Raw genomic sequence first — 26,804 nt, forward strand, 5'->3', positions numbered from 1 at the left:
TGTGGAAGCGTGGTGACACGTGGAGCTGACAGATACTAATCGGTCGAGGGCTTATCCTTATTAACAAAAGCGGTATGAACCGTTTATATCCGACAAGCGTTGGAGATCCTGACGAGAACACGTTTTTGGTGTTCGCAGGAGGGATTGAAACGACCTCGAGGATATGGTTCATGGAGCTGGACGTTAGCATCAGTGAAAGTTTGGATGAAGTTATCTAGTTTTGAGGGAATATACCTCATTTTTCTAAAAAAGCTCTTGTCAAAAGAGCAAATACATTGTAAAATGTAACTTGTCCTTGAGAAAATAGGACATCCTTTGAAAGACAGTCTGGTGGCGATAGCGAAGAGGTCACACCCGTTCCCATACCGAACACGGAAGTTAAGCTCTTCAGCGCCGATGGTAGTTGGGGGCTTCCCCCTGTAAGAGTAGGACGTTGCCAGGCTATCATTTCATACATACTCGTATGTGGTTTTATTATTATTCCACAGTAGCTCAGTGGTAGAGCTATCGGCTGTTAACCGATCGGTCGTAGGTTCGAGTCCTACCTGTGGAGCCATGCTTCCATAGCTCAGTAGGTAGAGTGCTTCCATGGTAAGGAAGAGGTCACCGGTTCGAGCCCGGTTGGAAGCTCCAGTCGGCCCGTTGGTCAAGCGGTTAAGACACCGCCCTTTCACGGCGGTAACACGGGTTCGAATCCCGTACGGGTCACCAATTTTTTTCGTTAAGAAAATAACATTCATTAATACGGAGGATTAGCTCAGCTGGGAGAGCACCTGCCTTACAAGCAGGGGGTCGGCGGTTCGAACCCGTCATCCTCCACCATTATTTATCCCAACGGCAGGCCGGTTTAGCTCAATTGGTAGAGCAACTGACTTGTAATCAGTAGGTTGGGGGTTCAAGTCCTCTAGCCGGCACCATTTTTTTATAAGTAATGTCTGAAGCCTTTTTTTATGTGGAGGGGTAGCGAAGTGGCTAAACGCGGCGGACTGTAAATCCGCTCCTTTGGGTTCGGCGGTTCGAATCCGTCCCCCTCCACCATCTTTATTTCCGACAGATTATGTTACAACACGAGCCATTAGCTCAGTCGGTAGAGCATCTGACTTTTAATCAGAGGGTCGAAGGTTCGAGTCCTTCATGGCTCACCATTTGAACTTCTGAATAAAAGATGATATCAATGGTTACAAAGTATAATATGCGGGTGTAGTTTAGTGGTAAAACAAGAGCCTTCCAAGCTCTGGTCGTGAGTTCGATTCTCATCACCCGCTCCATTATGGGGCCTTAGCTCAGCTGGGAGAGCGCCTGCCTTGCACGCAGGAGGTCAGCGGTTCGATCCCGCTAGGCTCCACCATACATAATAAGTACTGTCCTTAGACGAATGTCTAAGGGCTTTTTTATGTCTTTCAAACCTTCAAGGATTCCTGATCCAATAAAGAGGACGGTGCTTTTGTCCTAATAATTATCCATCAACCTTCTCGAAAGCGCTTACGTATCGGTATATCTATGCATATTTCTGTCCAGTTGAACCAACACGAATAGACAGGCTACAATGAATTTATAGAATTTTTTGAAACACAACATAAGGGGAGGCCATACAGAATGAAGAAGGATATTACGATCATCGGAGTACCGATGGATTTAGGGCAGACAAGGCGCGGCGTTGACATGGGGCCAAGCGCCATTCGATATGCAGGAATTGTGGAACGTTTAGAAGATATAAATTATAATGTCCAGGATTTCGGGGACATAGAGATTGCCCGGCCTGGGACAATAGAAGAAAAAATAGACACCAATCTTAAGAACCTTCAAGAAGTTTCAACTGCAAGTGAAAAGCTGGCAGACACGGTTTCTAATGTCATTCAGGAAAACCGGTTTCCTCTTGTCTTTGGAGGAGACCACAGTATCGCGATCGGCTCTCTTGCAGGAATTGCCAAGCACTACGAAAATCTTGGCGTCATCTGGTATGATGCTCATGGAGACTTGAATACCGCTGATACTTCACCAAGCGGAAACATTCATGGTATGCCCCTTGCAGCAAGTTTGGGAATCGGGCATGAATCCTTAACTGGCATTGGAGGATATGAGCAAAAAGTTAAGCCTGAAAATATTGTTATTATCGGTGCCCGTTCATTGGATGAAGGAGAAAAAGAATTAATCAAAGAACGCGGTATTAAAGTATACACGATGCATGAAATTGATCGGATCGGCATGACCAAGGTAATGGAGGAAACGATTGAATACCTTTCTAAAAAAACGGACGGTGTTCATTTAAGCCTTGACCTTGATGGATTGGATCCGCTTGACGCACCGGGTGTAGGTACACCGGTTCTTGGTGGAATCAGCTACAGAGAAAGCCATTTGGCGATGGAAATGCTGGCCGAGTCTCAGATTATTACTTCAGCTGAATTTGTAGAGGTCAATCCAATTCTTGACGAAAGAAACAAGACAGCGACAGTGGCTGTGGCGCTAATGGGATCATTATTTGGCGAAAAATTATTATAATTATAAATCAAAAAAACAGCTCTCGATTACGAGTAGCTGTTTTTTACGTTTGCTTTTTGGAATTCATTTAATAGCTCATCTATGTGTTGGCTGATTTCAACAATTTCTTCAGCGATTAAAGGCATAATTTTAGACATTTCATTCATTTTTTTCCGTGAAACTTCAATTTCTCTTAGCAGGATATTGCGGTCCATGTGTGCACGCTCCTTAAAAAAAATCTTTAATTCCACTATTCCCTCAATTATCCAAATTGAAACTCATTTTCTAAATTTTGTACAAAACATTTCTCTATCCCTGTCTGTTTTCATGCTAAAATAAAAATTGCTCAATTTTTTATGGAATATGAAACTTTTTTGAATACTAAACGTAGAAAAATACGAACCGCAACTGGTGGTGGAAAATTGAAATGGATTCATTAATTAATAATCTGGTTACCCAAGTGAAAGCAGGGAACCAGGAGGCTTTTGAAGGACTTGTTGAAATTTACAAAGATAAAATATACCGGCTGTGCTACAGAATGGTCGGAGACAGCCATGAGGCGGAGGACCTTGCTCAGGAAGCATTTGTCCGCGCTTACGTAAACATTGATAAATACAGTGGAAGCTATAAGTTTTCAACGTGGCTGTATCGCATCGCCACAAACTTGTGTATTGATAAACTGCGGAAAAAGAAACCGGATTACTCTATGGATGCTGAAATTCCAGGAACGGAAGGAGCAACGCTTTACAGCCAGGTGGCAGGAGCGGATCCACTTCCGGAAGAGGAAGTGGAGGAAAAGGAGAAGCGGGATCATCTCCAGCAGGAAATCATGAAACTTCCGGAAAAGTACAGGACAGCGATCCTGCTAAAGTATGTCGAAGATCTATCGCTTGAAGAGATCAGCTCTGTTATGGATTTGCCCGTTCCGACTGTCAAAACACGGATACATCGGGGAAGAGAAGCGTTAAAAAAGGTGTATAAAAAGGTTGCAAAATCGAGGTGAACATAATGTCATGTGATACAGAAAAATATATGAGCCTGATTGATAAAGCCCTGGATAGGGATATAACGGAGCTGGAGCAGAAAGAGCTGAACATACATCTGGAAAATTGCGAAGCCTGCAGAGAGCACTATTATGCCCTGAAGGAAATCATTTCCGACATGAAAGAATCAGCGCCTGTTGTTGCTCCCGACCATTTTACAGAGAATGTAATGAAGAAGCTTCCTGCCGTGAAAAAGAAAAGGATGCCGGCTCAATGGATCAGGCGTTATCCAGTCCTGACTGCGGCTGCAGTATTCTTAATCTTAATGTTCGGTTCAGTCATGGCCAATTGGAGTACGGGGAATGAACTATCAGTAGTCTCCGGCTCGGATAACGTTCAGATCAAGCCATCCACGCATACAGTTATCGTTCCTAAAGGAAAAACGGTCAAAGGTGACCTGGTCGTAGAAAATGGCGATGTGAGGGTGGAAGGAAAGGTTGACGGCAATGTCGTCGTCATCAAAGGGAAAAAATATATGGCTTCCGCGGGCCAGATAACCGGTGACAGCCAGGAAATCCATCAAGTGGTTGAATGGGTCTGGTATAAACTTAAAATGTTCTTCACAGGAGAGGAACAAAAATAATATTTAGTATCGAACTAATATGAAGATCTAAAAAGCCGCCTGTTTATGGCTGGCTTTTTACTTTTTCGGGACTTTATAACGCAGCCAAAGACACCCGGCCAGCCAGTCTCCAACTTTTATGGCAGCGGAAGGGATATGCTATAATAAGGGATACCGAATAATTATGATCATTGTTGCACTACATTAACATAGAAAGAGTAGTTCCCTGAAGTGGAGTGATGTCATGTTGCCTGTTGGAAGTTTTAGTTTAGGTAGCTATATCAGCCAGATCGTTGATATTTTGCTGGTTACCTATGTTTTTTATAAATTAATAATGCTGATAAGAGGAACCAAGGCGGTACAGCTTTTAAAAGGAATTGTGGTCATTGTAGCTGTATGGCTTGCGAGCAGTTTCTTTGAACTGCGGACAATGGGCTGGCTGATGGATAAAGCCATTACATATGGATTATTGGCCATTATTATTATTTTCCAGCCTGAATTAAGGAGAGCGCTGGAGCAGCTCGGAAGGGGAAAACTGTTTTCCCGATCTGGTTTAGCTGACGAAGAGGAGATGGGAAACTCCATTGATGCGATCGTTAAGTCAACCAGTTATATGGCCAAGCGCCGAATTGGGGCCATCATATCGTTTGAAAGAGAAACCGGTCTTACCGATTATGTGGAAACAGGGATTCCTATTCATTCGAAATTGTCATCAGAGCTGCTGACCAATATTTTTGTGCCCAACACGCCTCTGCACGACGGAGCAGTTATTTTGCGGCAGAATGAGATCGTTGCGGCAGGCTGTTATCTACCGTTGACCGAAAGCCCGTTTGTTTCCAAAGAACTGGGTACAAGGCACAGAGCGGCTATCGGTGTAAGTGAAGTGACAGATGCAATTACTGTCATTGTCTCAGAAGAAACCGGTGGCATCTCGATTACGAAGAACGGAGAAATCCATCGCAACCTGAATGAGGAAACACTGAGAGTTTTATTGAATGCGGAATTAATGGTATCAGGCAGAAATGCTTCCTCATCACGCTGGAATTGGAGGGGGAAGAAAAATGGACAAACTCCTTAAGAGCAATTGGTTTGTAAAAATTATCGCTTTTCTTTTGGCATTAATGCTATATACCGTCCTATCCATGGAAAACCAGCAGCAATCTGACCGGCAATCCCTGTTCACCTCCGTCTCCAAGACGAGTGAAACAGTAAGCGGGGTTGCCATTACGCCTTTTTTTGATGAAAATAAATACGTACTTACAGACTTGCCCCGATCGGTGGACGTCAAGCTGACGGGTTCTTCCAATCTGCTGACGAAAGCATTAAAAGTAGACCGTCGAATGGAAGTCTATATCGATCTTACGAAGATGGGTCCAGGTACAAAAAAAGTTCCTGTGAAAATCAGGAATGTTCCGGAAGGGTTAAGAGCCGTTCCATCACCTCAGGAAGTGGAAGTAACGCTTCACCGAAAACAAACGAAGCAGATCCCGATTTCTGTGGATATCAAGAACAAGAATAAGCTGCCGGAGGGTTATGAAGCCGGAAAACTTAGCTACTCGCCGAAGAGTGTGTATGTAACAGGTCCAGAGGATTACATCAGTGATATTGCAAGTATCCGGGCATCTGTGGATGTTTCGAATGCCAAGGATAAGGTAGAATCAAGGGTGCCGCTGCGGGCTTACGACAGTCAAGGCAATCTGCTCGATGTACTGATTGATCCAAAGTCTGTCAATGTTACGGTCCCTATTACAAAACCAAGTAAAACGGTACCGCTGAGCCTGAATGAAAAAGGCAACCTTCCTGACGGGCTTACCCTTGCAGGTATAACTGTGGATCCAAAAGAAGTGACGTTAACAGGTCCTTCATCCGCCCTTGATAAAATCAGTGAAGTAAGCGGCTTAGACATAGATTTAGACAAGATTAAAGAAGATTCAACGATAGACGTTGATGTGCCTCTTCCAAAAGGCACAGAAGCTGTAAATCCCAAACAAGTCCAAGTAAAAGTGGATGTAGAGAATGACTTAAAAACAAAGACCTTCAAGGATATCCCTATTGAAATGAGGGGAGAGACTCCTGAACAGCAGGCGTCCTTCTTATCTCCTGCGAGCGGAAAGATGGATGTGACCATTACAGGCAGCAAAAAAACAGTTGATGCATTGGTGGCTTCAGATATTAGGGCATATGTTGATGTCAGCAAGCTGAAACCAGGCGAGCATACGCTTTCGATAAAAGCCTCAAACTCCAAGAACCTTCAAATGAAAAAGGAGTTTACGACGGCGAAAATCAAAATCGAAACCACAGAAACCCAGACTGGCTCTGATAACCAGACGGACCAAACCACATCGCAGAGCGGGGATAAGAACAGCAATAACGAGAATAACGGCACAGCCGGCAGCAAGCCGGACAATAACCCAACCTTTTCTCAATCAAAGGCAGAGGGACAATCGGATCGTACCGAATCAATTACTGAAGGAGAGAATTAAATCATGGGAAAATACTTTGGAACAGACGGGGTAAGAGGAGTTGCCAATACAGAGCTTACACCAGAATTAGCTTTTAAACTTGGCCGATTTGGGGGATATGTATTAACAAAGGAAACCCAAAAACCAAAAGTACTGATCGGCAGAGATACACGAATTTCTGGTCATATGCTTGAAGGAGCATTGGTGGCTGGCCTTTTATCTACGGGAGCTGAAGTATTGCGTTTAGGTGTCATCTCGACACCTGGCGTTGCTTTCTTGACAAAGGCACTTGGCGCTCAGGCAGGTGTCATGATCTCTGCTTCCCATAACCCAGTCGCTGACAACGGAATTAAGTTTTTCGGAGCGGATGGCTTTAAGCTTTTGGATGAGCAGGAAGCAGAGATTGAAGCTCTCCTCGATCAGGAGAAAGACGAGCTTCCGCGCCCTTCAGGCGGCGATATCGGCTCAGTAGGCGACTATTTCGAAGGCGGACAAAAGTACCTTCAATATTTAAAACAAACCGTCCCTGGCGATTTTTCCGGTATGCATATCGCACTCGACTGCGCTCACGGTGCAACATCTTCTTTGGCTCCGCATCTGTTTGCTGACCTGGAAGCCGATATCTCAACGATGGGAACAAGCCCAAATGGTCTAAATATTAACGATGGTGTAGGTTCCACACACCCTGAAAAATTGGCTGAACTGGTCAAGGAAAAAGGAGCAGACATGGGTCTGGCCTTTGATGGGGACGGAGACCGTCTGATTGCGATTGATGAAAAGGGGAACATCGTGGATGGCGACCAAATCATGTTTATATGCGCCGTCTACTTAAAAGAACAGGGAAGACTGAAGAACGATACCATCGTCTCCACTGTGATGAGCAACCTTGGATTCTATAAAGGACTTGAAGCCAGAGAAGTAAAATCGGTTCAGACTGCTGTCGGCGACCGATATGTGATGGAAGAAATGAGAAAGAGCGGATATAACCTGGGCGGAGAGCAATCAGGACATATCATTTTCCTTGACCATACCACGACGGGTGATGGCATGTTATCGGCTATTCAATTAGCAAGCATCGTCCAGCAGACGAAAAAGCCATTATCTGAGCTTGCGGATGAAATGAAAAAGTTCCCTCAGCTTTTAATCAACGTAAGAGTTGTAGATAAAACAAAGCTTGAAGGCAATACAACGATCCAATCTGCAATCGAGAAGGTCGAAGCAGAAATGAACGGAAACGGGCGTGTACTTGTCCGTCCATCGGGAACTGAGCCGTTGGTGCGTGTCATGGTCGAAGCACCTACGAAGGAACAATGCCAAATCTATGCTGATCAGATAGCTGATGTGGTCAAGGCGGAACTTGTTTAGTCAAATGCACCCTCATTCATCAAGATAGGCACGAAACCTATGCATAAGCGTATCACCAGCGGGTTCGCTTATGCATATTTTATTAAATATTTATTAAGCTGCTTAGCAACCAATTGACGCTTAAATCGAAACAAGATATCATTAGGTTTGAATTTACTTCGAAACGGGAAGGTGGATAGAGCGGCCAATTTATTAACCTAAGCGCCTGAACTATTTTCGGACGGAAGAAAATAGTTGACGAGGAAGAGGTTCATCGATTTTTCGGCGGATGCCTCTCGGAACCAGTCACTTTCGTAAGCTTTTAAATAAAACAGGCAAGGCGACTTCCTGTACAAAATTAAAAGCAGTGGCTAACAAAATAAATCAAACATAGGTGGGGCTGTGAGCCCCGCTCACAGTCCCCCTGTTACAGAGGCAGGTGCCAGCCCATATTTTGGGCTATACCTGACCCAAGGGAGGATATATTAAATGTGCGGAATTGTAGGTTATGTAGGGAATAAGGATGCTAAAGAAATCTTGCTTCGCGGACTGGAAAAATTAGAGTACCGCGGTTATGACTCAGCAGGTATTGCTGTAGTTGATAACGACGGCGTTCAAGTCTTCAAAGAAAAAGGAAGAATCGCTGTATTGCGTGAAATCGTTGACTCAGGCGTTGAAACATCAATGGGGATCGGACATACCCGCTGGGCAACACACGGAGCGCCAAGCAAGGTGAACTCTCACCCACACCAAAGTACTGCAGAGCGATTTACGCTTGTGCATAACGGTGTTATTGAGAACTATGAGAATATTAAAAGAGAATACTTACCGAATGTTGAATTCGTAAGTGATACAGATACAGAAGTTGTTGTACAGCTTATTGAAAAGTTTGTCAGCGAAGGAGAGAACGTGGAAGAAGCATTCCGCCACGCGCTTTCTGTTATTAAAGGCTCTTACGCGATTGCGTTAGTCGATAACCAAGATTCAGACACCATCTATGTTGGTAAAAATAAAAGCCCGCTATTGGTCGGCGTAGGAGAAGGATTTAACGTTGTAGCAAGTGATGCTATGGCCATGATTTCTCAAACAGACCAATACGTTGAACTGATGGATGAGGAGATCGTTATCGTAAAACGTGACTCCTATACCATCAAAACACTGGACGGCAAAGAAGTAGCACGTGATCCATACACAGCTGAATTGGATGCAAGTGATATCGAAAAGGGAACGTACCCTCACTATATGCTGAAAGAAATTGATGAGCAGCCATTTGTTATGCGTAACATCATCAAGCAGTATCAAAACGAAGAAGGCAATCTTAAGCTTGATGACGATATTCGCAGCGCGATGAAAGGTGCAGACCGCATTTACATCGTGGCTTGCGGAACAAGCTACAATGCAGGACTTGTAGGTAAACAGCTGATCGAAAACATTGCCAATATCCCTGTAGAGGTTCATATTGCCAGTGAATTCGTTTATAACATGCCGCTTCTTTCTCAGAAGCCATTGTTCATCTTTATCTCTCAATCAGGAGAGACAGCCGACAGCCGTGCGGTATTGGTAGAAGTGAAAAAGCTTGGCCATAAAGCGTTGACGATTACTAACGTTCCTGGCTCTACCCTTTCAAGGGAAGCTGACCATACACTTCACCTATATGCAGGACCTGAAATCGCAGTAGCATCAACAAAAGCTTATACAGCGCAAATTGCTGTCCTTGCTATTCTTGCCGTTGATTCTGCTCGTGCAAAAGGCATCGAGCTTGATTTCAATCCGCTTCAAGAGCTTGCGATTGTGGCAAACGCAATGGAAACATTGACAGACCAAAAAGAAACTATGGATCGTGTAGCACAGGAATACCTATCAGTAACACGCAATGCCTTCTTTATCGGCCGTGCGGTTGATTACTTTGTTTGTTTGGAAGGTTCTCTAAAGCTTAAAGAAATCTCTTATATCCAAGCAGAAGGCTTTGCAGGAGGAGAACTTAAGCATGGTACGATTGCTTTGATTGAAGAAGGAACGCCAGTTATCGCTCTAGCTACACAAGAACACGTGAACTTGAGCATCCGCGGAAATGTAAAAGAAGTAGCAGCCCGTGGAGCAGAAACTTGCGTAATTAGTACAGAAGCGACGAAGGACGAAGGCGACCGCATCGTACTTCCAGAAGTACATGAGTACCTTACTCCGCTCGTATCTGTTGTACCGCTTCAATTGATTGCTTACTATGCAGCACTTCACCGTGACTGTGATGTTGATAAGCCGCGTAACCTTGCGAAAAGTGTAACAGTAGAATAAGTATTAAGTAAAAGCCAGTGGAAATTTACTGGTGTTTTACGCTAAAATAGCATTTTACTAGATAAAGAAGTCCTTACTGAATAATAAAGTGCTTTTCTCCCTTGGAATTTAACTTCCAGGGGTTTTTTCATTATGGAGCACTTAGTGAAATATTATATGGATATTTCACTCTTATAGCATTCCACTATGAAGCAGGCTATGTCCTTGATTAAGTGTTTAGCACAACAAAAAAGTTTGACAAGTATCAGTAAAGAACTCTTTTATCTTACAACAGAAATGTCTTTTTAAAACTAAGTTGTACCCTGGCTGTCCAAATCAAAAAGGGGCTGTCCAAGAAGTCTGTATGCTGTTGATTCCCGTTCCAGGGTGCTCGCTTTCCGCGGGGCGTGCGGTGAGCCTCTTGGCGCTAGCGCCTACGGGAGTCTCACCTGTCACGCTAGTCCCGCAGGACAAGGAAGGCTCCGGCAGCTTTTTATCGCACGAAGAAAATGTGAAGTTCATTTTCGAGGAGTCTCGCACCTTCCACTTCAATCAACTTTTCATTGAAGATTTTCAAGCCAAAAAGGAGCTGCTGAAGGTCAATTTTCGACTTTCAGGACAGCCCCTTTTTTTGTAGTAATTATTTCAAGTTATTTTTACATCAACTAAATCAGACAACAATCCTATGTACTTCTTTGTGGTTATCCAAATTCTCAATTCTTTTTTATAAAAATGGTGTCTTCAAATTAAACCCGTCGGTGAACAAGTTTAAAGACATCTAAATACATATGAATCGTTCACAATTATCATTTAATTAACGAAGTGAACGCTTCCATCATCCGTAATATAAATAGATTGATGGCTACTTAAATATTTCAGTGCATCTTTCATTATTCCATGCTCTTTTAAATCAGCCTGTCCGCGTATGTAAGTGTGCACATCTAAGATCAGCACATAGGAATAGCATTGCTGGCCATCGATCGGCTCAACATTTGAGAGCTGAAAAGCATCGCCATACTTTTCTTTAAACCATAACTTTGCCTGTTCATGAGTCTTAAATGAAGGGATTTTTGCTTCGTCAATTACTCCGGCAGCGTACACTCCTACACCAACTCCTTTATGTAGATTTTCCCTATAATCATTCGCTGCCTCAGGATGAATTGCTGTTGGTCAAATCCTTTGTAATTTTAACCAGCACCAATATATATAGATATTATTTGATCAGAATAGTGCTGAGATGTTATTTGAAGGTGTGTTTAAGCTCCGCGAGTTTATAGAACAAGAGGCATAAATAATCACGAAAATGAGCCAAAGGTAATTGTTTCAGGAGGTGAGTCTAATGAAGAAAAAGGACAAGGACAAGCTACGTAAAGAAATTTTAGATTTTGAAGAAGGCTTTCCAGATGGTATTTATGGATGGCAGCTTTTTTTATGTTTTAAACATGACAACAAGTATGGTGACAAAATGCCCTTTTCTTTTAATTGAAGTATGGTGTGTAAACGCTTTATTATTAGAGCATAAGACCTATAGATTGTACGAATAGTACCAAATAGGAAAGGGGTTTCGATTGATATGGCAAGTTCTGAACAGACAAAGACAGGCGCTAAAGTAAAAATACAGCGGTTTGGCAGCTATTTGAGCGGTATGATCATGCCAAACATAGGGGCGTTCATCGCCTGGGGAATCATCACGGCATTATTCATTCCTACAGGATGGCTTCCAAATGAAGATATGGCAAAACTGGTTAGCCCGATGATCACTTACTTGCTGCCGCTGCTTATCGGATTTTCAGGCGGACGCATCGTGTATGACCTGCGAGGCGGTGTCGTTGGTGCCACGGCAACGATGGGGGTTATTGTCGGAGCCGACATTCCAATGCTTCTAGGTGCCATGATTATGGGGCCTCTTGGCGGGTATGCCATTAAGAAGTTTGACAAGATGATTGAAGGAAAAGTGAAATCCGGCTTCGAGATGCTCGTGAATAACTTTTCCGCCGGGATTATTGCCGGAATTTTAACGATCATTGCCTACAAAGGAATTGGACCGGTTGTATTAACGTTAAACAAAACGCTTGCTGCAGGAGTACAGGCTATTGTAGACGCACACTTGCTGCCGCTGGCCAGCATCTTTATCGAACCAGCAAAAGTGTTATTCTTAAACAATGCCATTAACCATGGGATCTTAAGCCCGCTGGGAATTGAGCAAGCCACCAAAGCAGGAAAATCCATTCTGTTCTTGTTGGAATCCAATCCGGGACCAGGGCTGGGTGTCCTATTGGCTTACATCCTTTTTGGAAAAGGAATGTCGAAACAATCGGCACCAGGGGCTGCCATTATCCATTTCCTTGGCGGGATTCATGAGATCTACTTCCCGTATATTCTGATGAGACCGTTACTTCTTTTAGCGGTAATCGGAGGCGGTGCTTCCGGTGTATTCACTTTCTTGCTGTTTGACGCAGGATTGGTAGCCGCTCCGTCACCAGGAAGTATCTTTGCTCTTATTGCCATGACACCGAGAGGACACTACCTTGGGGTCATAGCTGGAGTTCTGGTTGCGGCAGCCGTATCCTTCTTGATTTCTTCTGTCATCTTAAAATCTTCCAAACAAACAGATGAAGATGATTTGACAAAAGCGACAGAAAAAACATCTGCACTTAAAGGAAAAGAAAGCCGTGCTTCATCTCTTGTCCAACCGAAAGAAACGCAAGCGCAACAAACGTCTGGTGGTGCCAGGCACCACATCGCTGTAGAAAAAAGCCGTGCCGACGTTCAAAAGATTATTTTCGCTTGTGATGCAGGTATGGGTTCAAGTGCAATGGGCGCCTCAATCTTAAAAAACAAAGCACGAAAAGCGGGACTGGATGTATCGGTGTCTAATACATCGATTACGAATATTCCCGCTGATGCAGATATCGTCATTACGCATAAAGATTTAACAGACCGGGCGAAAGCAAAACTGCCGAATGCCGAACACATTTCAGTAGAAAATTTCTTGAACAGTCCTAAATATGAAAAACTGCTGAATGAGTTAGTAGAAAGCAAAGGTACAACAGCACCTGCCGAGCCTGAAGGTATGCCAATCGCAGAAAACGAGTATGAAGACGTTTCGAAAATTATCTTTGCCTGTGATGCGGGTATGGGTTCGAGTGCGATGGGAGCTTCTATACTCAAAAATAAAGTTCAAAAAGCAGGGCTGGATGTTTCCGTGTCCAATACTTCGATTACCAATCTGCCCGCTGATGCAGACTTGGTCATCACCCACAAAGATTTAACCGATCGTGCAAAAGCTAAATTACCGGGCGCAAAACATATTTCAGTTGAGAACTTTTTAAACTCACCGAAATATGAAGAACTGCTTGAGAAGTTAAAAGCAGCCAAAAGCCTGCACTGATCGAAAAGTCCGGTTCCAAGGAATCGGACTTTTTCTATACTTTTTAAATCATGGCAACAATGATGATGACGAAATCGGCTTTTCATTTCGTTGTATTAAGGAACGGCGGGGCTTTATTATTTAATTAAGGGTATACAAATTAAATATTGTCATTAACGTGGAGTGAAGAACATGTATATATCGGCAAGAGAACGACTGATATTTGAAATCTTATTATCTAAAAAAGAAGAGATGACGGTCAAGGATCTTGCGGATGAAATTGATGTGAGTACCCGGACGATCCACCGTGATCTAAAAGAACTTGAAAATACGCTAAAAGAGTATGAACTGGAGCTGATCAAAAAATCAGGAGTGGGTATACAGATCATCGGGGACGAACAGAGAATGGAAGAACTGAAGCTGGCGCTGTTTCATTTATCGTATAACGAGTACACGCCTGAAGAGCGGCAGACCATGATTTTTTGTTCCCTTCTGGAAGCGAAGGAACCGGTTAAGCTTGTCTCACTGGCTCATGATTTAAACGTGACCATCGCTACGATCAGCAATGATTTAACAAAATTAGAAAGCCGTCTGCTTGAATTTGATCTGACCCTTGTTAGAAAAAGAGGATACGGGGTAGAAATTACAGGGGACGAAAAAGCAAAAAGAAGAGCGATGAGCCAAATTATTGCGCAAAATCTTAACGAAACTGAATTCTTATCACTCGTAAAAGAAAATATCCAGAAAAAATCTCTTCATACGGCTGATTCCATTTCTGAGCGGTTATTGGGACTCGTTGAAAAGAACCGGCTATTGACGGTAGAGAAAGCGATCGAAGAAGTGAATGAAGAGCTTCCCTATCCTATTGCAGACAGTGCGTATATCGGCCTGGTCGTCCATCTGACACTGGCCATCGAACGGATTCTGCAGGGAGAAAACATCAATATGGACGAGGCTTTTCTGGAGACGTTAAAGACTGCACCGGAATATAAGGCAGCTGAAAAAATTATTGAAAAGCTGAAGAAGGTCATTCATGCCGACATACCTGAAGCAGAGGTAGGCTATATTACGATGCATCTGCAAGGTGCCAAGCTTAGGCAGGACAAAGGATACTTGCTGGAGGAGTCGAGTTTTCAAACGGCTTTAAAAGCGAAAAGCCTGATGATGTTTGTCGGTGAAAAGACTGGTATTGAACTTTTAGGGAACGCATCGCTCTTTCAGGGGCTAGTTACGCATTTAAAACCGGCGCTGTACCGGATCAAGCAAAACATGGGGATCTCTAACCCGCTCATGCCCAAGATTAAAAAAGATTATGAAGATCTCTTTCACATCGTACAGGATGGGGCCGCAGCTATTTTTCCGGATTTGCATATTCCAGATGAGGAAGTGGCCTATCTTGTCATGCATTTTGGTTCCGCTTTGATGAACGGGCGCCATGCTGAACGATTGAAAGCTTTAGTGATCTGTTCTACGGGTATTGGGACGTCCAAAATGCTTGCGACTCGACTGAAACGGGAAATACCTGAAATTAAGGAACTGAAAAATGTATCACTCTTTGAATTGAATAAGATGGACACGGAAGAGTATGATCTTGTCATTTCTACGATACATCTGCCGGATTATCATTCTCCGTATATTGTCCTCAGCCCCATCCCTAACGAGGAGGAACTGCAGAAGGTTAAGCAATACATCGCAGAGACAGCCGGAGCACATTCAGAAGAGAAGCGTTCGGCTTTGCTCGAACCCAGCACGGGGGAAAAAGATCCTAAACAGTTTTTGGAAGGGATGGAGAGCATCAAGAAGTATACCGTTGCCATCGTGGACCTCTTACAAGGATTTAAACTGACCCCTGTCCATGGCCGGAAAGGCGTTGAGCTCATCCTAAAGGAAGCCTGTGAAGCTCTGGCTGCAGCAGGTGCCCTGCATAGCAGCGAACAGGTTGCTGCTGCACTGTTTGAACGTGAAAAACTGGGCGGACTTGGGATACCGAATACCGAGCTTGTGCTTTACCATGCACGCAGTGATGAGGTCGTTAAACCTTCCTTTACCATTTATGGGCTGGAAGATGCCGTCAGGGTGCCCGCCATGGATCAGACTGTCATTGAAGCTGACAATATACTGCTTCTGCTTGCGCCCAGCGAGTATTCAAGCCAGGGATTAGAGGTACTCAGCTTTATCAGTTCCATTATTATTGAAAACGAACAAAGCATTGCGCTGTTCGAATCAAAGGATGAACAGAAACTATCAGCCTATCTGGCGGAAAAGTTTGATCAGTTTTATAAAGAAAAACTAACAGAATTAAGGAGAGGATAATATGTCATCAGTGTTAACGAAAGAAAACATCCTATTAAATGCGGAAGTGGAGAGCAAGGAAAATGCGATCCGATTAACCGGAAACCTGTTAGTGGAAAATGGATATGTTGAACCGCAATACATTGAAAAAATGCTGGAGAGGGAGCAGCTGACCTCTACGTATATGGGGAACTTTGTGGCCATCCCGCATGGTACGGAGGATGCAAAGCAAGCGGTCAAGGAGTCAGGGATTGCTATTATCCAAGTGCCGGGCGGAGTGGAATTTGGACCTGGAAATGAAGTGAAACTGCTGATTGGAATTGCTGGAAAAGGCGACGAGCATTTGGAGATTCTTTCACAAATCGCCATTGTTTGTTCTGAAGAAGAAAATGTACTGGGGATCGTTAATGCCGGTTCAAAAGAAGAGATTCTAGACTACTTTGAAGGAGTAAACTAATATGCTGGCTGTACATTTTGGAGCGGGTAACATTGGCAGAGGATTTATTGGCAACTTATTGTTTCAATCAGGCTATCAAACAGTATTTGTAGACGTAAACCAGGAAATCGTAGACTTATTGAATGAAAAGAATCAGTATACTGTAGTTCTTGCGGATAAAAGCCAGGAAGAACTTCAGATCAGGAATGTATCAGCGGTTAACAGCGGAACAGATCCTGATCAGGTAATTGAGCTCATCGCAAATGCGGACCTGGTAACAGCAGCAGTTGGACCAAACATTCTTCCGTTTATCGCTGGCTCCATTGCTGAAGGACTTCGTAAAAGAATAGCAGCAACTAACGCTCCTTTAAATATCATCGCCTGTGAAAACATGATCGGCGGAAGTACACTTTTAAAAGAAAAAGTTTACGAGAAATTGGAAGAAAGCGAGAAGCAGCTGTTTGATTCCCGCTTTGGATTTCCGGATGCAGCGGTTGATCGCATCGTTCCCAATCAGTCCAATGAAGATAAACTGATGGTTAAGGTAGAACCTTTCTATGAGTGGGCAGTAGATGAGACGAAAATCATCGGGAGCAGACCTGAAGTCAAAGGAATCACCTATGTAGAGGATTTGAAACCGTATATTGAGCGAAAGCTGTTCACGGTGAACACTGGACATGCAGCAGCTGCATACATCGGGTATCAAGCTGGCATGCGAACCATTGATGAAGCGATGAAAATCAAAGAACTGCAAGAACTGATTCAACAAACGCTGCAGGAAACAGGACGCATGCTCGTCAGCAAATATGCCTTTGACCCTGATGAACATCAGAAATATATCAAAAAAATTGTAAATCGTTTTGTGAATCCTTATATCACGGACGAGGTGACGAGAGTTGGACGTTCTCCGATCCGTAAACTTGGACCGGCAGACCGTCTTGTGAGCCCAGCCGTTCAATATCTTCAGCTGACTGGAGATGTCCCAGTTTCGTTAACAAGAGTCATTGCTTCAGCTCTTCTCTATGATTATAAAGAGGATCCAGAAGCAGTCGCTATTCAGGAAGCGATATATGAAAAAGGTATCGAACGAGCTATAGAGCAGTTTACCGGAATTGAAGCAGGGTCCATCCTGTCTGAAACCGTGCTCAACCATTATCATCAATTAAAATCGGGCATCACAATAAAGTAAAAAGAACAAAAAGCAGTGGATTCCTTAACGGAGATCTCACTGCTTTTCTGATTTTAAAACACTCTCCCTGTACTTACGACGGTTTGTCCGCCAGTCTCTTTTAAAATTCGGTTTAAATCGGTAAGTATGGCACCTACATCCCGCAGGATTGTCAATGACTCGTAGCGTTTTAGAATGAAAAGACAATGAGACTGAATTTCCTGTGCTTCTTTTACAGTTGAGATGAGTTTTAACAAATTTTCGGCGGATGGATCAATGACCGTCATTCCATAATGAGCAATACAGTCTGACGTATGTTCAATGGCCAAATTTAACTGCGTGATTTCTTCAGAGGCGGCATGATCGTCAAGATTAGTGGAAAGATCCCGAATCCCGCGGGCAATGCCGCGAATCTGCAGTGTAATGTGATTCAGATGCTTCATTCCGGTTTCAAGGTGCTCCAGCCGTATGCGCCGCTTCGTAAAGAAAGGGGTGAACCGGAGATTTTGACTGGCGAGAACAACAGCTTCAATGCCTTTCTCGTTCTGCTCTGTCAGTTCTTTGACCTCCTGCTGGATCTCTCGGCGGTGAGAGAGCGTCCTGTCCCAAAGGAGAACAAGATCTTTTAAGGTTATGGATGCCTTATTCGATAACTTTAAGAGCAGCTCTTCTGCAGCAGGTATCGTGTTGGGAGGGACGAGCAGAGCATTTGTCAGTACTGCGATGGCTGAACCGATGATCGTTTCCACAATACGGCTGAGCGCATAACCTTGTCCAAACGCGAGGACAAGAATGGAACTTACAGACACCTGAGAGACCACCTGAGCCGGCATCCGGAAGGCCGTTGTTACTGCCATGCCGACCAATACGACTAGAAGGATAGATCCCGCGTTCAATTTTAGCCAGTGCCCAATCAGCATGCTGATAATGACTCCGCCAATGACCCCGCTTACTCTATAGATCGCCTTTTCCATCGATCCAGCAATAGTGACCTGCATCGTCAGCACAGCTGCCAACGGAGCAAAGAACGGATTGTCATTTTGAGAGAGATGGGAGGAAACCATCCAGCCAAGGGCTGCGGCGATTGCTGTTTTCAATACTTGTAACGTCAGACCGAGACGTAAAAAGACTTCCAATCCTTTTCTCAATGGCGTTATCCTTTCTGCACATAGTCTTGTAAGTTGTTTTTTCCAAAAAGGCTTGAGCTGAAACCTGTTCAGCAGCCTTACCTGTTTACAGTATAACCTTGTTTCTTAGTAATTGATGCAGCTCTATATTCTCTGCAAACGGTTCTTGACTTTTTCCAGAAAAATGAATATATTATTTCTTAATCTAATATAAAAGAAGCGTTGAAAAGGATTAGTAGAATGTAGTGGTTTTTTTTCCTTCAGAAAAAAAACTTCGTCTTTCCAAAGAGAGGAAACTTACAGCTGAAAGGTTTCCGGGAGACAGCATTCGAACCTGCCTTGGAGTTCGGCATCGTTCATAAGATGTCTGCGGAAGGTTCCGTTACCAAAATGAGTGTGCAGAGTGAATTCGTCTGTAAATAAGGGTGGTACCACCAATACCCCGGTCCCTTTTAAAGGATCGGGTTTTTTTGCGTTCTTTTTCACGGTTCTTACAATAGAAAGGAAGAGATAATGATGCGAAAAGAAAAAAAGCAGGTTGAAGAAATTACTGCTATGGAAGAAGATTTTGCACAATGGTACACTGACGTCGTCCGTAAAGCGGATCTCGTCGATTACGCAAGTGTAAGAGGATCCATGATCATCCGTCCATACGGATATGCGATCTGGGAACATATCCAAAAAGAACTCGACCGCCAGATTAAGGAGACCGGTCATGAGAATGTCTATCTTCCATTGTTTATACCAGAGAGCCTCCTTCAAAAAGAGAAAGATCATATCGAAGGATTTGCTCCTGAAGTGGCATGGGTTACACACGGGGGAGAGGAGAAGCTTGCGGAGCGCCTCTGTGTCCGTCCGACTTCTGAAGTGCTTTTCTGCGAGCATTATGCGAACATCATTCATTCATATCGCGACCTTCCAAAGCTGTATAACCAGTGGGGCAATGTTGTTCGCTGGGAGAAAACCACGCGTCCTTTCCTTCGCTCTCTTGAATTTCTTTGGCAGGAAGGCCACACGTGCCATGCGACCGATGAGGAAGCGGGAGAGGAAACCCGAAGGATGCTTGAAGTTTATGCGGATGTATGTGAAGAGTATTTAGCGGTGCCTGTCCTTCGCGGCCGGAAAACAGACAAAGAAAAGTTTGCCGGAGCGAAGTTCACACTGACGATTGAAAGCTTGATGCATGACGGAAAAGCATTGCAGACAGGGACATCCCATCACCTTGGAAGCGGATTTGCTGAAGCATTTGGCATTCAATACACCGACAAGCAAGGGAAACTTCAGCACGTACACCAAACATCCTGGGGAATCACGACTCGCCTGATCGGTGCTTTGATCATGGTGCACGGAGACAATCGAGGGCTTGTTCTTCCACCAAAAATCGCTCCAGTCCAAGTGATGGTCATCCCGATTGCTCAGCATAAGGAAGGGGTGCTCGACAAGGCGTATGAGCTTAAAGACCAGCTGAACAAAACGGTCCGAGCGGGGATTGATGCATCCGATAAGTCACCGGGATGGAAATTCAGCGAGCATGAGATGAAAGGTGTACCGATTCGCATTGAGATTGGCCCGAAGGATATCGAAAACAATCAGGCTGTTGCGGTCCGCAGGGATACAGGAGAAAAAATCTTCCTTTCTCTTGATGAACTGGAAACACGTATTCCGCTTCTGCTGGAAGAAATCCAAAAAGGTCTGCTGCAAAAAGCAAAGGCACACCGCGAAGAGAAAACGAACATCGCCCTCAGCATAGACGAATTCAAAGCGGTGCTGGAATCTAATCCTGGTTTCATTAAAGCCATGTGGTGCGGAGACCGTGAGTGTGAGGATCAAATAAAAGAAGAGACAGGTGCGACTTCCCGCTGTATGCCATTTGAGCAGGAGGTTATTTCGGAAACGTGTGTTTGCTGCGGACAAGAAGCGGAAGAGCTTGTCTATTGGGCAAAAGCTTATTGATCGATTCCTATATAGTTTTAATATAAAACAAAAAGGGAATGTACTGAATTACAGTTAAGAATTTTGCTTCTAGAAACCATGGAAGCACAATAAACTACAGTTATCCATTTAAAAAACTTCACAAAATTTTTTGACTACTCAGGCAACAGGCGTTATAATCATTGAAAAGGAAGTGAGAACAATGAATACTTTAAAAAAGATAGTTGTTCGCGTAATAGGATCTAATCTTCTAGTGCTTTTCGCCATTTTACTTCTTCCGGTGTTCCTGCTGACTGACAATGTCAATGTGTTTCAAGATCTTGTAGACTATATCTTCAAGCCAGATTAATAATTAAACACCACCAACTGTGTGGTGTTTTTTGTTGAGTAAAAGTACATAGTTGAAAAAACAAAGAGTAAGGAGAGAATGCAATGGCAAAAATCATCGTGCTGCTGCTTGCTTTGTTTTCCGGAATGGGGCAAAGCATGCAGGCAGCTGTAAACGGAACGCTTGGAAAGAAGATTGGTTCTATCGAAGGTGCTTTCGTTTCCTTTTTTACGGGAACCGTGATGCTCCTTATTTTTATGCTGATCTGGGGGAACGGCAGTCTCAGTACAGTGTGGAACGTTCCAAAATGGAACCTTATCGGGGGTATACTAGGGGCCATTTATGTATTTATTGTTATCATGGCTGTTCCGAAGATTGGAGTAACAAGTGCCATTACGGCAGTCATCATTGGCCAGCTGATCATGAGTGTTGTCATTGACCATTTTGGATGGTTTGGCAATGAACCTTTTCATTTTACTTATAAAAGGATGATCGGGCTCGTTCTGATGTTTGCCGGCCTCTATTTTGTTTTCTCGGACAAGCATTAAGCACAAATAGTTACTAAATAAAAGCATTGTTTAAAAAAATTTGCTGTGATAAATTTTTAAATAGAGCTACTTTTCAGTTACTTATCCATTGGTAAGAAAGCCGGGGAGCAGCATTTTTTCTGTTCAATCTGAAAGCGTTAACAAAGAGAGAAGTATCGAAAGGGAAAAAGGGGGAGAAACAATGGAATATGGGGTAATAGTGTCCATCGGCATTTATATGGCCGGGATGCTGCTGATCGGCTGGTTTGCTTACCGAAGAACAGCAAACTTGTCTGATTATATGCTTGGAGGCAGAGATTTGGGGCCTGCAGTCACAGCACTGAGTGCGGGGGCATCAGATATGAGCGGCTGGCTGCTCTTGGGTCTGCCGGGAGCAATGTATGTTTCGGGTTTAAGTGCGGGGTGGATCGTTGTTGGTCTGACAGCGGGTGCCTATCTAAACTGGTTATTTGTTGCACCGCGTCTTCGTACGTATACGGAAATAGCAAATAATTCTATAACTATTCCGGATTACTTTGAAAATCGATTCAAGGATACATCCCGAATTCTAAGAATTACATCAGCAATTGTTATTTTGATTTTCTTTACGTTTTATACTTCATCTGGAATGGTTTCAGGCGGCGAACTTTTTAAGACGGCATTCAATCTCGATTACACATGGGGAATTTGGCTGACCGCCAGTGTCGTGGTTCTGTATACGCTGTTTGGCGGTTTTCTTGCCGTCAGCTGGACGGATTTTGTTCAAGGGACGATCATGTTTATTGCGTTAATCCTCGTGCCGGTCGTAACAATCTTTCAACTCGGCGGAACAGGTCCGACTTTTACAGAAATTCAATCCATCGATCCGAAATTGCTCGACGCCTTTAAGGGGACAAGCTTGATCGGAATCGTTTCTCTCTTAGCGTGGGGACTTGGTTATTTTGGACAGCCTCATATCATCGTCCGTTTTATGGCCATTTCTTCTGTCAAGCAGATGAAAAATGCCCGAAGAATCGGAATGGGCTGGATGATTTTCTCCATTGTTGGAGCAATGTTTACAGGTCTGGTTGGTATTGCATATTTCAATCTTAACGGCGGAGGGCTTGGTGAGAAAAAGGCTGAAACCGTATTTATCGTGCTATCGGAAGTGCTGTTTCATCCGCTGATTACGGGATTCCTGCTAGCCGCTATTTTAGCAGCGGTTATGAGTACGATTTCATCACAGCTGCTTGTCACATCGAGTGCTATGACAGAAGACTTTTATAAAGCGTTCTTTAAGCGATCCGCTTCAGACAAAGAACTTGTATTGGTCGGACGCCTTTCTGTATTGGCGATCTCAGTGATCGCTTTAGTTCTTGCTCTTAATCCGAATAAAACCATCCTTAACCTTGTTGGCTATGCGTGGGCAGGATTTGGAGCGGCGTTTGGGCCGGTCGTTCTTCTAAGTTTATACTGGAAAAGAATGACGAAATGGGGAGCCTTTTATGGCATGCTTTCGGGTACACTGACCGTTATTATCTGGGAGCAAATTAAAGCGTTTGAAGCAGTGTACGAGATTATTCCAGGCTTTATCGTTTGCTCCGTCGTTATTGTAGCGGTCAGCATGATGACAGCAAAACCATCTGCTGAGATCGAATCAGAATTTGAAGAAGCACAAAAGATTGCGTAAGACGTATGAAAGGCCGTCCTGTCTGACAGGGCGGCTTTTTTAAATTTCTGGAAAATTCAATCTTGACCGGAACCGCCATTCTGTCATATAGTTATCATCGTTAACAGTTCAATTCTTGAACTAGTTATAGTCTAAGTCGGAAAATGGGTGAATACAATGGATGTTGGGAAATGGCAAAGCATACTTGGCCGGTATGAAGCGGCTTCCTTTACAGTAAATAAAAGGTTCGGTGCCCTGATCAAGGAGCAGCTTCAGGATGTGCTGACGAATGACCAGCACATGACGCTGAGCTATATTAAAAGATTCGGATCCTGCACGACGACTGAGCTGGCAGAGGCGTTTTGTGTACATAAGAGCGCCATTACAGCTATTGTTACGCGGCTGGCAGAGAAAGGATATATCGATCGGATAAGAGACCAAAAGGATAGAAGAATTGTGTACTTGTCTTTGACAGAAGAAGGGTTAAAGGTCTTTCAATGGGCAGATGAGAAAGTTTTTGAGGTGGTTGCTCCTTTTCTTAAGGTGTTCAGTGAAGAAGAGATTGAATCGTTCTTGAACCTGTACGAGAAACTGGCATCTGTACTGAATGAGGAGTAGGGGAGGAGAGAAAGAATGAGAGCGGTGTTAAAAGGAAAGTGGACCATTGCAGCAGTCTGGCTGGCACTTGTCGTTGTGCTGGCGCTGCTCGCACCTAATATGGCAGACCTGGTGAGGGAAAAGGGGCAGATTAATGTTCCAGACGGATATTCGTCGAGCTATGCCCAAAAAATGCTGAATGATTTGGATAAAAAAGAAAAATCGGCGGATGAATCGCAGGTTGCCCTTGTGTTTCATAGCAGTAAAAAACTGACTGAAAACGAAAAAAACGAGGTCAAAAGCGCTGTAGCGAAACTGGAACAGGATAAGAACGACCTTGGGATCAGCGAAGTGTTATCACATTTCAAAGAAAAAGAGCTGAAAGACCAGCTTGCGTCAAAGGATGGAAAGACCATCCTTTCCTTAGTCACGGTAAAAACAGGCGACAAGGAGCCGGCTGACATTTCAAAATCACTCTACAATGAATTAAAAGACGTAAAAGTACCGCATTATTACACAAGCAGCTGGATGATTGACGAGGATGTGGTCGCAAGTTCTCAGGAAGGGCTCAAAAAAACCGAATACATAACGGTCGTCTTCATTCTTGCCGTTCTGTTCGTTGTTTTCCGCTCGTTTATTGCACCGCTAGTCCCGCTTGTTACCGTTGGAATCAGCTATGTTGCGGCACAGTCGATCGTAGCTTTTTTAGTGGATAAATGGAACTTCCCTCTGTCCACGTTTACACAGATCTTTCTTGTCGCGGTATTGTTCGGTATCGGAACAGATTATTGCATCCTGCTTCTCAGCCGCTTTAAAGAAGAGATGGGCCGGAATGAGAGTTTACTGGATGCCATTATCACCACGTACAAAACGGCGGGAAGAACCGTATTTTTCAGCGGACTTGCTGTGATGATCGGCTTTGCAGCCATCGGTTTCTCAACTTTTAAACTCTATCAGTCTGCTGCAGCTGTTGCAATTGGAGTCGCGGTGCTGCTTCTGGCATTATTGACGCTCGTTCCGTTTTTCATGGCGGTGCTCGGCACCAAGCTGTTCTGGCCGTCTAAAGCCGCGATGGAGCATAAACAAAGCAGGATTTGGGGAGCTGCAGGGTCGTTCTCCTTTAAACGCCCACTCGTTACGCTTCTTATCGTAGCCGCCATCGTCACTCCTTTTCTTGCAACTTATGATGGAGATTTGTCCTTTAACTCTTTGGATGAGATCGGCGATAAATATAACTCGGTAAAAGCGTTTAATGTTATCTCTGACAGCTTTGGTCCAGGAGAATCCCTTCCTGCCAAAGTTGTCGTAAAGAATGATGAGCCGATGGACCGCTCGGAGTATTTGGCAACCATTGAGAAAATCAGCCGTGAAGTCGGACAGATTAAAGGTGTGGACCGGGTGCGCAGTGCCACACGGCCGGTCGGCGAGGAGCTGAAAGATCTCCAGGTTGCTAATCAGGCAGATTCTCTGGATAATGGATTAGAAAAAGGCAACAACGGATTGAAAAAAATCAGCGGAGGATTAGCCGAAGCAAGCACGCAGCTTAGCAATTCCCAGCCCAAGATGAAGCAGACGACAGACGGAATCAGTGAGCTGGTGACAGGCACCAACAAACTTAAAACAGGAATCGGTGACCTGTCCGGCGCGCTTTCCCAGATCGAAAAAGGAATGCGTGACGGCTCCAAAGGCGCAGGAGACCTGAAAAAGGGCGTGCAGCAAGCGAAGTCGAGTGCAGACCTGCTATACCAAAGTAATCAGAAGCTTCTTTCCGGCTATAAAGAAATGGAAAGCGGTCTGGGACAGCTGCAAGGCGGCTATGCCAAAACGGCAAAGCAGCTGAGTACCACCTCAAAAAGTCTTACCCAACTAAAGGGAAGCTTCACTCATTTAGAAAAAAAATACACGAGTACAGATAAAAGCAAAGACATTAACAGCGATTCTGATTACCAGGCCATCAAAGGCACGTTTACTCAGCTTCAAGACGGCCTAGGCCAGCTGGCAGCGGGTCTGGACCAGTTGAATGGAAATTTGAATAAGGTAAAAACCAACATGGGGAAAGCCAATGACGGCTTGAGTAAAGTAGTCGGCGGCCAAAAACAGCTGGCTGACGGACTCGGCTCGATTTCAGCGGGGCTTGGCCAGTTAGAAACAGGAATCAATAAGGCTGCAGACGGACAGAAGCAAGTTATCGGAAAGCTGCCAGAAGTACAGGGCGGTTTAGCTAAAATCGCCGGTGGACAGGAGCAGCTGAAGAGCGGTTTTTCACAGATGGACCGCCAGCTTTCAGAGCTTTCTGACGGGCTTGGGCAAAGCGCGGCAGGCATTAAAAAGGTTTCAGGCGGAATCGATTCTGCCAACGATTACCTTCACTCTCTGTCTTCATCACCTGACCCGGAGATGGCGGGCTGGTTCCTGCCTGAAGATGTACTGAACAACAAGGATTTTCAGCAGGTGTTCGATAACTATATGCCGGGTGACCGCAAACTGACAACGCTTGATGTCATTTTTAAAGAAAACCCTTATTCACAGCAAGCGCTCGGACAGGTGGATGAAATCAAGCAAGCGGTTAAGCGTGCAACAGCCGGTACCAACCTTGAGAATGCACAGGTTGGGATCAGCGGAGTAACAAGCATCTACTCTGATCTGAATGATATCTCGGCTTCTGATTATTCGAGAACGGTTGTTTTAATGTTAGTAGGAATTGCGATTATTCTCATCATCATGCTGCGATCCTTTATTATGCCGCTTTATATTATCGCTTCCCTGGTCTTAACGTATTATACAGCGATGGCTTTTACAGAAACCATTTTTGTCAATGTACTGGGTTATTCCGGCATCAACTGGGCGGTACCGTTTTTTGCCTTTGTTATCTTGGTAGCGCTGGGAGTAGATTATAGTATCTTCCTTATGGACCGGTTTAACGAATACAAGTCACTGTCCGTAAAAGAAGCGATGCTTTCCTCCATGAAGAATATGGGGACCGTCATTATCTCAGCGGTTGTCATTCTCGGAGGAACATTCGCGGCGATGTATCCTTCAGGGGTATTGTCGCTGCTGCAAATCGCGACGATTATTTTAAGTGGTCTATTGCTTTATGCGTTTGTCATTTTGCCGCTGTTTGTCCCGGTTATGGTGAGAACGTTCGGAAAAGCAAACTGGTGGCCATTTATGGATTCAAAAAAAGAATAGAAATATTGATTAAAGCAGCGTACGAAATGT

General features: G+C 44.2%; 22 protein-coding genes, 9 tRNA genes and 1 rRNA gene. 29 read left to right on the forward strand and 3 right to left on the reverse strand.

Annotated features, from left to right (window positions below; genetic code table 11):
* Window positions 1-74 precede the first annotated feature (74 nt).
* From P4361_RS08110 to rocF, 12 genes are all read left to right on the forward strand, one after another.
* Entirely contained in the window at window positions 75-218 is a 144-nt protein-coding gene (locus tag P4361_RS08110; protein ID WP_328088965.1) for a hypothetical protein, read from the forward strand.
* A gap of 108 nt (window positions 219-326) precedes the next feature.
* Window positions 327-442 (forward strand): 5S ribosomal RNA (rrf, locus tag P4361_RS08115).
* Window positions 443-481: 39 nt separating this feature from the next.
* Window positions 482-556: transfer RNA gene (locus tag P4361_RS08120), tRNA-Asn, on the forward strand.
* 1 nt (window position 557) lies between these two features.
* A tRNA-Thr gene (locus tag P4361_RS08125) sits at window positions 558-633 on the forward strand.
* Window positions 634-636: 3 nt separating this feature from the next.
* A tRNA-Glu gene (locus P4361_RS08130) sits at window positions 637-711 on the forward strand.
* A 35-nt stretch (window positions 712-746) separates the two neighbouring features.
* Window positions 747-822 (forward strand) — tRNA-Val (locus P4361_RS08135).
* A gap of 19 nt (window positions 823-841) precedes the next feature.
* Window positions 842-917 (forward strand) — tRNA-Thr (locus P4361_RS08140).
* A 37-nt stretch (window positions 918-954) separates the two neighbouring features.
* A tRNA-Tyr gene (locus P4361_RS08145) sits at window positions 955-1,038 on the forward strand.
* A gap of 31 nt (window positions 1,039-1,069) precedes the next feature.
* A tRNA-Lys gene (locus P4361_RS08150) sits at window positions 1,070-1,145 on the forward strand.
* 49 nt (window positions 1,146-1,194) lie between these two features.
* Window positions 1,195-1,268 (forward strand) — tRNA-Gly (locus P4361_RS08155).
* Window positions 1,269-1,272: 4 nt separating this feature from the next.
* Window positions 1,273-1,348: transfer RNA gene (locus P4361_RS08160), tRNA-Ala, on the forward strand.
* A 248-nt stretch (window positions 1,349-1,596) separates the two neighbouring features.
* Window positions 1,597-2,499, forward strand: coding sequence for an arginase (gene rocF / locus P4361_RS08165; protein WP_053356158.1), 903 nt, complete (start codon window positions 1,597-1,599; stop codon window positions 2,497-2,499).
* A gap of 26 nt (window positions 2,500-2,525) precedes the next feature.
* On the opposite strand, the gene P4361_RS08170 is transcribed toward rocF, so the two are convergent.
* The gene (locus tag P4361_RS08170; RefSeq protein ID WP_082316072.1) at window positions 2,526-2,693 is read right to left on the reverse strand and encodes an aspartyl-phosphate phosphatase Spo0E family protein; all 168 of its coding nucleotides are present in this window, start codon (window positions 2,691-2,693) and stop codon (window positions 2,526-2,528) included.
* Between the two features lie 212 nt (window positions 2,694-2,905).
* Between P4361_RS08170 and sigW the strand changes: the two genes are divergently transcribed.
* The 7 genes from sigW (at window position 2,906) to P4361_RS08205 (ending at window position 10,797) form a co-directional block, all read left to right on the forward strand.
* The gene (sigW, locus tag P4361_RS08175; RefSeq protein ID WP_062240018.1) at window positions 2,906-3,481 is read left to right on the forward strand and encodes an RNA polymerase sigma factor SigW; all 576 of its coding nucleotides are present in this window, start codon (window positions 2,906-2,908) and stop codon (window positions 3,479-3,481) included.
* A gap of 5 nt (window positions 3,482-3,486) precedes the next feature.
* A complete protein-coding gene (locus P4361_RS08180; protein WP_256227729.1) occupies window positions 3,487-4,104 on the forward strand; it encodes an anti-sigma factor family protein in 618 nt (205 codons plus the stop codon).
* A gap of 226 nt (window positions 4,105-4,330) precedes the next feature.
* On the forward strand, window positions 4,331-5,161 hold the full coding sequence (gene cdaA, locus P4361_RS08185; RefSeq protein WP_305586218.1) for a diadenylate cyclase CdaA: 831 nt from the start codon (window positions 4,331-4,333) through the stop codon (window positions 5,159-5,161).
* Entirely contained in the window at window positions 5,145-6,566 is a 1,422-nt protein-coding gene (locus tag P4361_RS08190) for a CdaR family protein (protein ID WP_328088969.1), read from the forward strand. Before cdaA ends, P4361_RS08190 begins: the two co-directional genes overlap by 17 nt.
* 3 nt (window positions 6,567-6,569) lie before the next feature.
* Window positions 6,570-7,910, forward strand: a complete 1,341-nt coding sequence (gene glmM, locus P4361_RS08195) for a phosphoglucosamine mutase (protein WP_328088971.1) — start codon at window positions 6,570-6,572, stop codon at window positions 7,908-7,910.
* A 468-nt stretch (window positions 7,911-8,378) separates the two neighbouring features.
* Window positions 8,379-10,181: a glutamine--fructose-6-phosphate transaminase (isomerizing) gene (glmS, locus tag P4361_RS08200; protein WP_328088973.1), complete on the forward strand. Its 1,803-nt coding sequence runs from the start codon at window positions 8,379-8,381 to the stop codon at window positions 10,179-10,181.
* Window positions 10,182-10,524: 343 nt separating this feature from the next.
* Window positions 10,525-10,797: a hypothetical protein gene (locus P4361_RS08205; protein WP_328088974.1), complete on the forward strand. Its 273-nt coding sequence runs from the start codon at window positions 10,525-10,527 to the stop codon at window positions 10,795-10,797.
* Between the two features lie 173 nt (window positions 10,798-10,970).
* On the opposite strand, the gene P4361_RS08210 is transcribed toward P4361_RS08205, so the two are convergent.
* Complete coding sequence (locus P4361_RS08210) at window positions 10,971-11,261, reverse strand: hypothetical protein (RefSeq protein ID WP_053356135.1); 291 nt, start codon at window positions 11,259-11,261, stop codon at window positions 10,971-10,973.
* Window positions 11,262-11,499: 238 nt separating this feature from the next.
* Here P4361_RS08210 and P4361_RS08215 point away from each other — a divergent pair, with 238 nt between their 5' ends.
* From P4361_RS08215 to P4361_RS08235, 5 genes are all read left to right on the forward strand, one after another.
* On the forward strand, window positions 11,500-11,646 hold the full coding sequence (locus P4361_RS08215) for a hypothetical protein (RefSeq protein WP_256227734.1): 147 nt from the start codon (window positions 11,500-11,502) through the stop codon (window positions 11,644-11,646).
* An 87-nt stretch (window positions 11,647-11,733) separates the two neighbouring features.
* Window positions 11,734-13,551 carry a PTS mannitol-specific transporter subunit IIBC gene (locus P4361_RS08220; protein ID WP_328088975.1) on the forward strand — a complete coding sequence of 606 codons (1,818 nt, stop codon included), beginning with the start codon at window positions 11,734-11,736 and terminating at the stop codon, window positions 13,549-13,551.
* A 171-nt stretch (window positions 13,552-13,722) separates the two neighbouring features.
* Window positions 13,723-15,843 carry a BglG family transcription antiterminator gene (locus P4361_RS08225; protein WP_328088977.1) on the forward strand — a complete coding sequence of 707 codons (2,121 nt, stop codon included), beginning with the start codon at window positions 13,723-13,725 and terminating at the stop codon, window positions 15,841-15,843.
* 1 nt (window position 15,844) lies between these two features.
* Window positions 15,845-16,279, forward strand: coding sequence for a PTS sugar transporter subunit IIA (locus tag P4361_RS08230; protein WP_053356132.1), 435 nt, complete (start codon window positions 15,845-15,847; stop codon window positions 16,277-16,279).
* 1 nt (window position 16,280) lies between these two features.
* Window positions 16,281-17,447, forward strand: a complete 1,167-nt coding sequence (locus P4361_RS08235) for a mannitol-1-phosphate 5-dehydrogenase (protein WP_328088979.1) — start codon at window positions 16,281-16,283, stop codon at window positions 17,445-17,447.
* 53 nt (window positions 17,448-17,500) lie between these two features.
* Here the strand turns inward: P4361_RS08235 and P4361_RS08240 are convergent, their stop codons facing one another.
* Window positions 17,501-18,574, reverse strand: coding sequence for an FUSC family protein (locus tag P4361_RS08240; RefSeq protein ID WP_328088981.1), 1,074 nt, complete (start codon window positions 18,572-18,574; stop codon window positions 17,501-17,503).
* Between the two features lie 495 nt (window positions 18,575-19,069).
* On the opposite strand from P4361_RS08240, the gene proS reads away from it, so the two are divergent.
* The 5 genes from proS (at window position 19,070) to P4361_RS08265 (ending at window position 26,774) form a co-directional block, all read left to right on the forward strand.
* A complete protein-coding gene (gene proS, locus P4361_RS08245; RefSeq protein WP_425590238.1) occupies window positions 19,070-20,506 on the forward strand; it encodes a proline--tRNA ligase in 1,437 nt (478 codons plus the stop codon).
* Between the two features lie 411 nt (window positions 20,507-20,917).
* On the forward strand, window positions 20,918-21,361 hold the full coding sequence (locus P4361_RS08250; protein ID WP_328088983.1) for a DMT family transporter: 444 nt from the start codon (window positions 20,918-20,920) through the stop codon (window positions 21,359-21,361).
* Between the two features lie 181 nt (window positions 21,362-21,542).
* A complete protein-coding gene (gene putP, locus P4361_RS08255) occupies window positions 21,543-23,009 on the forward strand; it encodes a sodium/proline symporter PutP (protein ID WP_328088984.1) in 1,467 nt (488 codons plus the stop codon).
* 156 nt (window positions 23,010-23,165) lie between these two features.
* Window positions 23,166-23,606, forward strand: a complete 441-nt coding sequence (locus P4361_RS08260; protein ID WP_256227741.1) for a MarR family winged helix-turn-helix transcriptional regulator — start codon at window positions 23,166-23,168, stop codon at window positions 23,604-23,606.
* A 15-nt stretch (window positions 23,607-23,621) separates the two neighbouring features.
* Window positions 23,622-26,774: an efflux RND transporter permease subunit gene (locus P4361_RS08265; protein WP_328088985.1), complete on the forward strand. Its 3,153-nt coding sequence runs from the start codon at window positions 23,622-23,624 to the stop codon at window positions 26,772-26,774.
* Window positions 26,775-26,804 lie beyond the last annotated feature (30 nt).

It is taken from the genome of Fictibacillus sp. B-59209 (assembly GCF_036216745.1).
In the GTDB taxonomy this organism is placed as follows: Bacteria; Bacillota; Bacilli; order Bacillales; family Fictibacillaceae; genus Fictibacillus_C; species Fictibacillus_C marinisediminis.